Source organism: Streptomyces sp. NPDC059371 (genome assembly GCF_042751995.1).
GTDB lineage: Bacteria > Actinomycetota > Actinomycetes > Streptomycetales > Streptomycetaceae > Streptomyces.
Genome location: NZ_JBHYXD010000073.1, coordinates 33,022 through 44,949 on the forward strand (window position 1 = coordinate 33,022; position 11,928 = coordinate 44,949).

11 protein-coding genes are annotated in these 11,928 nt (G+C 73.0%); 2 read left to right on the top strand and 9 right to left on the bottom strand.

The annotated features are described in order from the left end of the window. Positions 1-12: 12 nt before the first annotated feature. From ACFXGX_RS30915 to ACFXGX_RS30935, 5 genes are all read right to left on the bottom strand, one after another. Positions 13-1,149 (bottom strand): glycosyltransferase family 4 protein, encoded by a 1,137-nt coding sequence (locus ACFXGX_RS30915; protein ID WP_384797515.1) that lies wholly within the window; start codon positions 1,147-1,149, stop codon positions 13-15. 650 nt (positions 1,150-1,799) lie between these two features. Next, the gene (gene recN / locus ACFXGX_RS30920; protein WP_384797518.1) at positions 1,800-3,542 is read right to left on the bottom strand and encodes a DNA repair protein RecN; all 1,743 of its coding nucleotides are present in this window, start codon (positions 3,540-3,542) and stop codon (positions 1,800-1,802) included. A 151-nt stretch (positions 3,543-3,693) separates the two neighbouring features. Beyond that, a complete protein-coding gene (locus ACFXGX_RS30925) occupies positions 3,694-4,599 on the bottom strand; it encodes an NAD kinase (RefSeq protein WP_339128490.1) in 906 nt (301 codons plus the stop codon). After that, positions 4,596-5,411 (bottom strand): TlyA family RNA methyltransferase, encoded by an 816-nt coding sequence (locus ACFXGX_RS30930; protein WP_384797521.1) that lies wholly within the window; start codon positions 5,409-5,411, stop codon positions 4,596-4,598. Before ACFXGX_RS30930 ends, ACFXGX_RS30925 begins: the two co-directional genes overlap by 4 nt. A 114-nt stretch (positions 5,412-5,525) precedes the next feature. Next, positions 5,526-5,843 (bottom strand): hypothetical protein, encoded by a 318-nt coding sequence (locus tag ACFXGX_RS30935; RefSeq protein ID WP_384797524.1) that lies wholly within the window; start codon positions 5,841-5,843, stop codon positions 5,526-5,528. A gap of 42 nt (positions 5,844-5,885) precedes the next feature. Between ACFXGX_RS30935 and ACFXGX_RS30940 the strand changes: the two genes are divergently transcribed. After that, entirely contained in the window at positions 5,886-6,233 is a 348-nt protein-coding gene (locus ACFXGX_RS30940; protein WP_384797527.1) for an SCP2 sterol-binding domain-containing protein, read from the top strand. On the opposite strand, the gene ACFXGX_RS30945 is transcribed toward ACFXGX_RS30940, so the two are convergent. From ACFXGX_RS30945 to ACFXGX_RS30960, 4 genes are all read right to left on the bottom strand, one after another. Beyond that, positions 6,217-7,098 (bottom strand): ABC transporter ATP-binding protein, encoded by an 882-nt coding sequence (locus tag ACFXGX_RS30945; protein ID WP_384797530.1) that lies wholly within the window; start codon positions 7,096-7,098, stop codon positions 6,217-6,219. The two genes, ACFXGX_RS30940 and ACFXGX_RS30945, sit on opposite strands and share 17 nt — an antisense overlap. Continuing rightward, positions 7,095-8,096, bottom strand: coding sequence for a FecCD family ABC transporter permease (locus tag ACFXGX_RS30950; protein ID WP_384797550.1), 1,002 nt, complete (start codon positions 8,094-8,096; stop codon positions 7,095-7,097). The genes ACFXGX_RS30945 and ACFXGX_RS30950 overlap by 4 nt, the downstream gene beginning before the upstream one ends. Before the next feature lie 95 nt (positions 8,097-8,191). After that, positions 8,192-9,235, bottom strand: coding sequence for a FecCD family ABC transporter permease (locus ACFXGX_RS30955; protein ID WP_384797533.1), 1,044 nt, complete (start codon positions 9,233-9,235; stop codon positions 8,192-8,194). Positions 9,236-9,464: 229 nt separating this feature from the next. Beyond that, positions 9,465-10,493 carry an HAD hydrolase-like protein gene (locus ACFXGX_RS30960; protein WP_384797536.1) on the bottom strand — a complete coding sequence of 343 codons (1,029 nt, stop codon included), beginning with the start codon at positions 10,491-10,493 and terminating at the stop codon, positions 9,465-9,467. Positions 10,494-10,565: 72 nt separating this feature from the next. On the opposite strand from ACFXGX_RS30960, the gene ACFXGX_RS30965 reads away from it, so the two are divergent. Beyond that, complete coding sequence (locus ACFXGX_RS30965; protein ID WP_384797539.1) at positions 10,566-11,858, top strand: DUF1015 domain-containing protein; 1,293 nt, start codon at positions 10,566-10,568, stop codon at positions 11,856-11,858. Positions 11,859-11,928 lie beyond the last annotated feature (70 nt).

Here is an 11,928-nt window from a genome sequence, read left to right on the forward strand (position 1 = left end):
CTTCGGCGCCGGTCAGGCCAGCGGCCGGAACCGGGTGAACTCGTCGTAGACGCTGAGCACTTGGGCGACCGTCTCGTCCTCGGTCGGCCACGTGGCGGCCTGCCGGGCGCCCTTCTCCCGCAGTGCCTCCTGACGCTCCGGATCGGCGAGCACGCGTACGACGGCGTCGGCGAACGCCTTCGCGTTGCCGTACGGGACGAGTTCGGCCGCGTCGCCGACCATCTCGGGGATGCCCCCGACCGCCGTGGCGACGAGCGGGACGCGCGCGTGCAGGGCCTCCTGCGCCAGCACCGAGCGCGACTCCCATCTGCTGGGCAGCAGCACGACGTCGGCGGCCGCCAGGAGTTCTACGACGTCCTCGCGCCGCCCGATGAGCCGGACCGGCAGTTCCTCGTCCTCGATCCGGCGCTGGAGGACCGCGCGCAGCGGACCCTCCCCCGCGATCACCAGCAGCGGCATGGGATCGAGGCGGCACCATGCGCGCGAGGCGTCCAGGAGGGTGTGATAGCCGCGGTGCCGGTCGAGCGAGCCGACCGCGATGAGCAACGGGCGGTCGGTCGCGCCGAGTTCGGCCCGCGCCTTGTGGCGGAACCGGTCGGGTTCCACCGGCTCGACGGGCAGGCGCGGCGCCGGGAACGCGACGGCGGCGAGCCGCGCGTCGCGCGCGCCTCTCCTGCGGGCCCGGTCCACCAGGTCGGACGAGGTCCCGAGCACCACGGCGGCGGCCCTGGCGACCCGGCGTTCGACGAGCCGCAGGACATGGGCACGGGCGCCGTCCGCCTCCGAGCGGGTGTGCCAGGTGACGACGAGGGGAACACGGCGCCCGCTGAGCGCCAGTGCCGCCCGCAGCGCCGCGTGGATCCCGTGCGCGTGCACCAGATCGGCGTCCGCGCAGGCCGCCCGCAGCGCGGACACCGAGGCGGGGTCGCTGCTGCGGGGCACGGGCACGTGGTGCGCGCCGACGCCGGTGAATCCGTACACGCGGTCCGCCTCGGCGGGGGCGCAGACGGTGACCCGGACCCCCCGGGCGACCAGACCCGCGGCCAGCGACCGTACGTGCGCGCTGCTGCCCGCGCTTCCGCCGCCGAGCACCTGCACGGTGCGCAGCGGCGACTGGCCGTGCGCTGAGTGGCTGCTCACGTGGCTCACGTGGCCGGGGCTCCTGGTTCGGCGTCGGACGGTCACGAGGAAACGTACAGAAGGATCGTGCGGAGAAAGGGATACCGCACGTCGTGCACCGCGTACTACGCCAAGGATGCCAGGCCGTCCGGGCGTTCCGGCACCGCCATCACGACGAGGGCACGTCAGACAAGGCAACCCAGCAACGACGGTCACCCGCACGAGTGATGAATAGTCCATTCCGGGGAGGACCGAACCACTAGACCGAATAAGCCCCCTGGGCCCCGCGGGTCACCGGGCCTCCGGAAGGCGCCGGGCGTATCACGCGTCACCTCGGCACCGAAGACGCCCTCGCGCGCCGCACCGGCCGCGAAGGTGCACCCGCGCACCGCACGGCGCACCCCGGCCACCGCACTCCCCCGCCCCACCCGACGGTGCAGCCCCTCCGCACGGGCCAGATTCAGCCCCTCCGGCCGACCCTCTGCGCGGGGAGAACTCAGCCCCTCCGGCCGACCCTTTGCGCGGGGAGAACTCAGCCCCTCCGGCGTTTGAGGAGCGGGGTCTGGGGCGGAGCCCCGGGTACGGGACGGGCAGGGGCGGAGGGGGCGAGAAGAGCTGGAGGAGGCAGACCCGCCCCGGCGAGGGAGTGCAGGCTCAGCCCGCCGGGGAAAAGACCGCCGCTAGGCGTCCGCGCGAGCCGCCGCCAGCAGTTCCTCCGCGTGGGCCCGGGCCGTCTCGGAGTCCTCCTGACCGGCGAGCATCCGGGACAGCTCGCGGATGCGCTCCTCGCCCTCCAGCACCTTCACGCCGGACCGGGTCACCGAGCCGTCGTTGGTCTTCTCGACCAGGAGCTGCCGGTCGGCGAAGGCGGCCACCTGCGGCAGGTGCGTCACGACGACGACCTGCGCGCTCTTGGCGAGCTTCGCCAGCCGGCGCCCGATCTCGACCGCGGCCTTGCCGCCGACGCCCGCGTCGACCTCGTCGAAGAGATACGTCGGCACGGGGTCGGTCCCGGCGAACACGACCTCGACGGCGAGCATCACGCGCGAGAGCTCGCCGCCGGACGCGCCCTTGGCGATGGGCCGCGGCGGCGCCCCGGGGTGCGGGGCGAGCAGGAGTTCCACCTCGTCGACGCCCGCCGGACCGTAGGTCACCGGGCGACCGCCGACCTCCACGCCCTCCGGGTCGTCGGTCTGGCGGATCTCGAAGGACACGCGCGCGTGCGGCATGGCGAGCGAGGCCAGCTCGGCGGTGACGGCGGCGGCGAACCGTTCGGCGGCCTCCGTACGGGCGTCCGTCAGGGCTTGGGCGAGACCGCCCAGTTCGCCGCGCAGCGCGTCCCGCTCGGCGGTCAGCTCGCCGGTCCGGTCGTCGTCGCCGTCGAGTTCGGTGAGCCGTTCGGCGCTCCGCTCGGCCCAGGCGATCACGGCGTCGATGTCCTGGCCGTACTTGCGGGTGAGCTGGGTGAGCGCGGCCCTGCGCTCCTCGACGGCCGACAGCCGCAGCGGGTCGGCGTCGAGGTCGTCGGCGTAGCCCGCGAGTTCGCCCGCGACGTCGCCCAGCAGGATGGCGATCTCGCCGATCCGCCCGGACAGCGTGGCGAGGGCCGAGTCGTGCGACCGTACGGCCTCCAGTGCCCGGTGGGCGCCCGCGACGAGCGTGGCCGCGTCGATGCCCTCCGGGTCCTCGGGGTTGCCCGCCAGCGCGGCGTGCGCGGCGGTCGCGGCGGATGCCAGCGCCTCCGCGTGACCGAGCCGCTCGGCCTCCGCCGCCAGCTCCGCGTCCTCGCCCGCGCGCGGCTCGACGGCCGCGATCTCGTCGAGTCCGAAGCGCAGCAGGTCGGCTTCCTGGGCCCGCTCCCGGGCACGCGTCGTGATCTCGTCCAGCTCGGCCGAGACGGCCCGCAGCCGGCGGTAGGCGCCCGCGTACTTGGCGAGCGGTACGGCGACCGCGTCACCCGCGTACCGGTCCAGGGCCTGCCGCTGCCGGGACTGCTTGAGCAGCCCCTGCTGGTCGGTCTGGCCGTGCACCGCGACGAGTTCGTCGGCGAGCTCGGCGAGCACGCCCACCGGCACCGAACGCCCGCCGAGATGCGCGCGTGAACGCCCCTCGGCCGAAACGGTACGGCTGATCAGCAGCATGCCGTCGTCGAGCTCGGCACCCGCCTCCTCGGCCCGTACGACGGCCGTCCCGCCCGCGGGCACGCTGATCCGCCCCTCCACGACCGCGCTCTTGGCGCCGATCCGCACGAGGGCCGGGTCCGCCCGCCCTCCCAGCAGCAGCCCGAGGCTGGTGACCACCATCGTCTTGCCCGCACCGGTCTCACCCGTCACGGCGGTGAAGCCCGGTGACAGCTCGACGACCGCGTCGTCGATGACTCCGAGCGACCGTATCCGCATCTCCTCCAACACGTCCCCGACCATACGAGGTTTTCCTCGCGCCGTGCGACGCCGCCCCCCGCAAAGAGAACCGAGCGTTACCTGACGGGGGTGATCTCGTTCGCCGACGGACCGTGTGGAGGCGGCTCGGCACCCGGGCGGAACCGGGGTGCCGCGCCTGTCACCGGGACCTGTCCTAGTGCGGTGCCCCGCGCCATCCGGAGACCGGCAGCGCGAACTTGGCGACGAGCCGGTCGGTGAAGGAGGCGTGGTGCAGCCGGGCCAGCCGCACGGGCACGGCCCCGCGGCGCACCTCGACCCGCGCGCCCGGCGGCAGCTCCACGGTCCGCCGCCCGTCGCACCACAGCACACCCGGCGGGACGTGCGGCAGCACCTCCACGGCGAGCACGGAGTCAGGTGAGGTCACCAGCGGCTTGGCGAACAGGGCGTGCGCGCTGATCGGCACCATCAGCAGCGCCTCGACCTCGGGCCAGACCACGGGCCCGCCCGCCGAGAAGGCGTACGCCGTCGACCCGGTCGGGGTCGCGCAGACGATCCCGTCGCAGCCGAACCCGGTGACGGGCCGCCCGTCGATCTCCAGCACCACTTCGAGGAGCTTCTCGGCGGAAACCTTCTGCACGGCCGCCTCGTTCAGCGCCCAGTCGGTGTGCACGATGTCGCCGTTGCGGTGCACGACGACGTCGACCGTCATGCGTTCCTCGACCTCGTAGGCCCTGGTGACGACCCGGTCGACGACCTTGTCCAGGTCGTCGCGCTCGGCCTCGGCGAGGAAGCCGACCCGCCCGAGGTTGACACCGAGCATCGGCACGCCAGAGGCGCGGGCGAACTCGGCGCCGCGCAGCAGCGTGCCGTCACCGCCGAGGACGATGAGCAGCTCGCAGCCGTCGAGGCACTGCGGAGTGGCCTCCTGGACCAGCTCCACCTCGTGGGGCAGCGGCAGATCGGCCGCCTCGGCCGCGAGGACCCGCACGCCGATCCCGGAGCGCAGCAGCCCCTGGACGACCAGTTCGGCGCTTCGGATGGCTGCCGGCCGCCCGGTGTGGGCCAGCAGGAAAACTGTACGAGCTCGGGTCTGTGTCAACGCGGCCCCTCCGCCACTGCACGGTCAACGTCGGCCGGGTCGAGTTCGGGTGCCCCGGCCCGCAGCCACAGAAAGTACTCGACGTTGCCCGACGGTCCGGGCAACGGGCTCGCTGTCACGCCGTTCACTCCGAGCCCCAGTTCCCGGGCTCGCCCCGCCACGCCGCGCACGGTCTCGGCGCGCAGCTCCGGACTGCGCACGACACCGCCGCTGCCCAGCCGGTCCTTCCCCACCTCGAACTGCGGCTTGACCATCATCACCAGGTCGGCATCCGGCGCCGTGCACCGCGCGAGGGCGGGCAGCACCAGTCCGAGCGGGATGAAGGACAGATCCCCGACAACAAGGTCCACGGGCTCCCCATCGATCGCCTCCAACGTCAACTCGCGTACGTTCGTACGGTCCTTGACGGTGACGCGTTCATCGCTCTGGAGAGACCAGGCGAGTTGTCCGTAACCGACGTCCACGGCGACGACATGGGCGGCGCCCGCGCGCAGCAGTACGTCGGTGAAGCCTCCGGTGGACGCGCCCGCGTCCAGTGCCCGCCGTCCCTCGACCTTCAGGCCCTGCGGCCCGAAGACGGCGAGCGCGCCGGCGAGCTTGTGTCCGCCGCGCGAGACGTAGTCGGGGTCGCTGTCGTCCTTGCTGACCACGATCGCCGCGGCGGTCTCGACCTGCGTGGCGGGCTTGGTCGCGAGGGTCTTGCCCACGCTGACCCGGCCCGCGGCGATGAGCTGTCCGGCGTGCTCGCGCGAGCGGGCGAGCTTCCTGCGGACCAGCTCGGCGTCGAGGCGGCGGCGTGCCACTCCTGCCACGTTCGGTTCAGCTCCTGCGGTCGTACGGCGATGGAAAGGTGTGCCCGGAAGACTCTCCGGGTGTCCCGAAGGCCCTTCGGAGGCCCGGAACGTTCTCCGGTGTCCCGAAGGATCTCATTGCGGGGCGGCGGCCGGGCGGCCGCCGGGAACCGGGGCTCCCGGGCGGACGTCGAGCGCGGTGAGCTCGTCGCGCAGCCCCCGGTGCACATCCTCGTACACCTCGAGGTGTCCGTCCGTGGCGAGGTGGTCGGCGTCGGCCAGCCGGTCGAGCCGGGCGTCGACGTCGGCGTGGCCCGTCGGGACACGCGGCACGTTCAGCGGGGTCGGCGCGGCGGGGTCGTACGCGGGTTCCGGTTCGGCCTCCGCGGCCGGGCCGGGCTCCTGCGCGGTGACCGCCTCGGGGAGCTCGCCCTCGGGGACTGAGTCGTTCATGCCCCGACGCTACCGCGAAGGGCTGCGGTACCGTCGATCACGATGGCGACGACTGAGGAGTGCCGCACCGCACTCGACAAGCTTTCGGACAACATGGCGGGCGCCGACGGGGACGTACGTGCCGCGGCGGCCCTGGACCGCTCGCTGAGCTGCCGTATCACCGACCTGGACATCACCTTCGTCGGCCGCCTCAGGGGCGGCCGTATCGAGGTGCTGGACACCCTCCAGGGCCCGCCCCCCGAGCGGGCCCAGATCCGCCTGACGATGAAGGGCGACGACCTGGTGTCGATGGTGAACGGCGAGCTGAACTTCGCCAGGGCCTGGGGCTCGGGCCGGGTGAAGCTGGAGGCGGGCCTGCGCGACCTGCTCCGGCTCAGGACGCTTCTGTAGCGGCCACGGCGGCGCGGACCCTGGCCTTGCGGGCCGCGGGCACCACGAGGGGCGTCCCGGTCTCGGGGTCGTCGATGACCTGGCAGCGCAGCCCGAAGACCTCCTCGACCAGTTCGGCCGTGACGATGTCGTTCGGGGCGCCCTCGGCGATGACCCGGCCGTCGCGCAGCGCGATCAGGTGGGTGGCGTAGCGGGCCGCGTGGTTGAGGTCGTGCAGTACGGCGACCAGGGTGCGGCCCTGCGTCTCGTGGAGCTCGGCGCACAGGTCGAGGACGTCGATCTGGTGCTGGATGTCGAGGTAGGTCGTCGGCTCGTCCAGCAGGAGCAGCGGGGTCTGCTGCGCGAGCGCCATCGCGATCCACACACGCTGACGCTGGCCGCCGGACAATTCGTCGACATAGCGATCGGCGAGTTCGGCGACCCCGGTCGAGGCCATCGACTCCTGGACCACCCGCTCGTCCTCCGGGGACCACTGGCGCAGCAGGCCCTGGTGGGGGTAGCGGCCCCGGCCCACGAGGTCGCCGACCGTGATCCCGTCCGGCGCGATCGACGACTGCGGCAGCAGCCCGAGGGTGCGCGCCACCTTCTTCGCGGGCATCGACTGGATCGCCTGTCCGTCGAGCAGGACCCGCCCGGCCGAGGGCTTCAGCATGCGCGACAGGGCGCGCAGCAGGGTGGACTTGCCGCAGGCGTTCGGGCCGACGATCACCGTGAAGGAGCGGTCGGGAATCTCCACCGACAGCTTCTCCGCGATGACACGCTGGTCGTAGGCGAGGGTGACGTCGTCGGCGGACAGGCGGTTCACGGTGCTCCTTGGGGTGTTCTCGTCCGCGGTCACGGGGGTGGCCTTCGCCGGGCCGCTCATATCCGGCCCGCCTTGCGTTCGGTGACCAGCAGCCACAGCAGGTAGATGCCGCCGAGGACGCCGGTGACCACCCCGACCGGCAGTTGGTCGGCGCCGAAGGCGCGCTGTGAGGCCCAGTCCGCGACGATGAGCAGGGTCGCGCCCATGCACATCGAGGCCATCAGGTTCGGTCCGGGCGAACGGGTGAGCCGCCGGGCGAGCTGCGGCGCGGTGAGCGCCACGAAACCGACCGGGCCCGCGGCGGCGGTGGCACCCGCGGTGAGCAGCACGGCGGCCACCATCAGCAGCAGCCGCGTCCGCTCGACGCTCACTCCGAGGGCGTACGACACGTCGTCGCCCATCTCCATCATCCGCAGCCCGCGCGCGTTGCCGAGGACGAGGGGGACGAGGACGGCGCACATGATGAGCAGCGGCCAGACCTGGGCCCAGTCCCGGCCGTTGAGGGAACCGGTCATCCACACGATGGCGCGGGCCGCGTCGACGAGGTCGGCCTTGGTGAGGAGGTAGCCGTTGACCGCCGTGACGACCGCGGAGACCCCGATGCCGACGAGGACGAGTCGATAGCCGTGCACGCCCCGCTTCCACGCGAGCAGATAGATGGCAACCCCGGTCAGCAGTCCCCCGACGAGCGCTCCGAGGGCGACCTCGGTCGCGCTGCCCGAGAACAGCACGATCATGATGAGCGCGCCGGCCGTGGCCCCCTGTCCGAGCCCGAGCACGTCGGGGCTGCCCAGCGGGTTGCGGGAGATCGACTGGAAGAGCGCTCCGGCCAGCCCGAGCAAGGCCCCCACCAGCAGCCCGACGAGGACGCGCGGCAGCCGCAGTTCGTTGACGATGAACTCCTGGCCGGGGCTGCCGTCGCCGGCCAGGGTCTTGAGCACGTCGCCGGCCGGGATCGGGAAGTCGCCGGTGCCGATGAGCACCACGCTCGCCGCGGCCGCGGCCACCAGGAGCAGGGCGACCACGGTGGCCATGCGGATGTCGAGCCGGACGGACAGGCCGCCGACGGTGCGGACGGCCCGGACACGGCGCGCGGGGAGTACCGGGACGCTCCGGTCGCGGGCGGTTCGGGTGCTTCGGACAGGTGGGGTCGTCACAGCTGCGCCGTCCTCCGTCGCCGTACGAGGAAGATGAAGACCGGACCGCCCACCACCGCGGTGACGATGCCGACCTGGAGCTCCGCCGGCCGGGCGACCATCCGCCCCAGGACATCGGCGCCGAGCAGCAGCACGGGCGACAGGACGGTGGCGTACGGCAGGATCCAGCGCAGGTCGGGCCCGGTGAAGGAGCGGACGGCGTGCGGGACCATGAGCCCGACGAACACGATCGGTCCGCAGGCGGCGGTCGCGGCGCCGCAGAGCACGGTCGCGGCGGCCATGGACAGCGCGCGGGTGCGGTTCAGGTTGGCGCCGAGCGCTCGGGCGGTGTCGTCGCCCATGGCCATCGCGTTCAGCGGCCGGGCGAGGGCCAGCGCGACGAGCGCGCCGACGCCGAGGAAGGGGGCCACCTGCTCGATCGTCGAGTCGGTCGCCGAGGCGAGCGAACCGACGGTCCAGAAGCGCATCTTGCCGAGCGCCGCGTCGTCCATGATCATCACGGCCTGCAGATAGCCGTACAGCGCGGCGCTGATCGCGGTTCCGGCGAGCGCGAGCCGCACCGGGGTCGCGCCCCGGCTGCCGCCCAGGAACCAGACCAGCGCTCCGACGGCCGCCGCGCCGAAGAAGGCGAACCAGACGTAGCCGCTCAGCGAGGTGACGCCGAAGTACGTGATCGCCGTGACGACGGCGGCGGAAGCGCCCGCGTTGATCCCCAGCAGACCGGGGTCGGCCAGCGGGTTGCGGGTCAGCGCCTGGAGAACGGCACCGGACAGTCCGAGCGCGGCGCCGACCAGCAGCCCGAGCACGGTGCGCGAGATCCGGTCACCGACGACGACGTCCGCGTACGTCCCCGTGTCGTGGAACAGGCCGTGCCACACCTGGGCCGGCGGCAGCGCTTTCGCGCCGATCGCGATACTCGCCAGCGCGACCAGTAGCAGGACACCCACGGATACGAGGAGTCCAAGAGTCCGTATCGCCCGGCGGCTTGGGGGCGCGGGGGCGGTTTCCGCGCGCTGTTCAGGAGGACTGTCGACCAACACGAGGTTAGGTTAGCCTACCCTCGCGTTGCGTTTGGAAGCGCCCGTACACCTGATCCCTTGCACCTGATCCCGCACCGAAGCCCAGGTCAGCCCTGTGCCGGCCCGACCCGGCACGAGTGAGCACCGCCCCGGCACCCGCGCCCTCCCCGGACTGCCCGGGACGACTGCCCAGGATCTGCCGGGTCGGGCAGATCCTGGCCGGTCGGACGCCAAGCCGGTCACGCAGGTCCTACAGGCCCAGCCGCGCCAGCGCCTTCCCGCCGTCCAGCTCGCACACGCCCTCGCCGGCGGACGTCCACGCAGCCGCGCACAGCGCCCGCAGCCCGTCCAGGGCCTCGCCCTCGCCCGTCAGCTCCAGCGCGTCGCCGCCCGCCGTCGCCGTCCAGCCGCCGCAGCGGAACCCGTCGCCCGCCTCGACGACCTCGGGCTGCCCGGTGAGCATGCCGCGCAGATCGGCGTCGACGTACGTCGGACGGTGCCGCGGCGGCGCGGCGAGAAGCTGTGCCCCGTCCGTCACACCGGTGAGGACGAGCAGCGAGTCCACCTCTCCGTTGAACGCGCCCTCGATGTCCGTGTCCAGCCGGTCCCCGACCACCAGCGGCCGCTCGGCCCCTGTCCGCAGAATCGTCTCGCGGTGCATCGGAGGCAACGGCTTGCCCGCCACCTGTGGCTCGGCACCCGTGGCGATGCGGACGACCTCCACCGCCGCGCCGTTCCCCGGCGCGATTCCGCGCGCGCCCGGAATCGTCAGATCCGTGTTGGAGGCGAACCAGGGCACCCCCCGCGCGATGGCGTAGCACGCCTCCGCGAAGCGGGACCAGGTCAGATCGGGACCGCCGTACCCCTGCACGACCGCGACGGGCTCGTCCTCCGCCGAGTCCACCGGCTCCAGCCCGCGCTCGCGGAGCGCGACCCGCAGCCCCTCGCCGCCGATGACCAGCACACGCGACCCCGCCGGCACCTGCTCGCTGATGAGCCGGGCCACGGCCTGCGCCGAGGTGATGACGTCCGACTCCACCGTCGGGATGCCCAGCTCCGTCAAGTGCCCTGCGACCGCGTCCGGGGTGCGCAGCGCGTTGTTGGTGACGTACGCGAGGTGCATCCCGCCCGCGCGCGCCGTCGCCAGCGAATCCACGGCGTGGGCGATGGCGTCACCGCCCGCGTACACCACACCGTCCAGGTCCAGCAGCGCGGTGTCGTACGCCTCGCTCAGGGCCTGCTCACTGCCCTCGGGCCGCGTCCTGACGGTCTGGCTCATTGCGCATCGCTCCTCGTTCGATCCCGTTGCCCCGATCATCCCGCATGCCACTGACACACTTACGATGCCCCAATGAACTATGCAGGTCCCGAGGAGGAAACACCGGCAGGGAGCGGCCTCGAACTCACCCCGTTCCGAGGCCTGCGCTACGACCCCGACCGGGTCGGCAGCCTGGCCGCCGTGACGTCCCCGCCGTACGACGTGATCGTCCGGCCCGACGGACTGCTCGAACTCGAATCGGCCGACCCGTACAACATCGTCCGGCTGATCCTCCCGCAGGACGGCACCCCCGCCGCCCGCAACCGCCAGGCGGCCGACACGCTGAACCGCTGGCTGTCGGAGGGCATCCTGGCCGCCGATCCCGAGCCGGGCCTGTACGTGTACGAGCAGCGCGACGGCGACCTGCTGCAACGGGGCGTGATCGGCAATCTGCGGCTGTCCGATCCGGCCGACGGCGTCGTGCTCCCGCACGAGGACGTGATGCCGCACGTCATCGCGGACCGCGCGGCCCTGATGCGCGCCACGTCCGCCAACCTCGAACCCCTGCTGCTGACCTATCGCGGCAACGGTTCCGGGTACGGCACCGCCGCCGTCATCGAGCGCACGGCCGCCCTGCCGCCGCTGCTGTCCACCACCACGGAGGACGGCATCAGCCATCGCCTGTGGGCGGTCACGGACCCGGCGGAGCTCACGGAGATCCGCACGGACCTCGGCCGGCACCAGGCCCTCATCGCCGACGGACACCACCGCTGGGCGACCTACCTTCGTCTACGCGCGGAGCATCCTTCGCCGAGCCCCTGGGACTACGGTCTGGTCCTCCTCGTGGACACCGCCCGCTACCCGCTGCGCGTCCGGGCCATCCACCGCCTGCTGCACCGCCTGCCGGTCGCCGACGCGCTGGCCGCCCTCGGGGACTCCTTCCGCGTACGCCACCTCGACGTGCCCCTCCCCGAGGCGCTGGAGTCCCTCGCCTCGGCGGCCGCCGAGGGGAACGCCTTCCTCCTCGCCGGCGACGGCGCCTTCCACCTCGTCGACCGCCCGTCGCCCGACCTCCTCGCCCGTACGATCCCGGCCGAGCACCCGGAGGCCTGGCGCGCGCTGGACGCGACGGTCCTGCATGCCACGCTCCTGGACCATGTGTGGGGCATCCCGGAGGACTCTCCCGCGGACATCGCGTACATCCACGACACGACCGCCACGGTCGAGAAGGCGGAGGACGACGGGGGCACGGCCGTCCTGATGCACCCGGTCCATGAGGAAGTGGTGCGCGAGCTCGCGCGCCAGGGGGTCACGATGCCGCGCAAGTCGACCTCCTTCGGGCCCAAGCCGGCGTCCGGTCTTGTCCTGCGGGCGCTCACTCCCTGAGAGGCCATGGTCCCGGGAAACACCCGCGGAAACGCAACGTGTGATGCTGGACACAGTCCTGTCTGTCTCT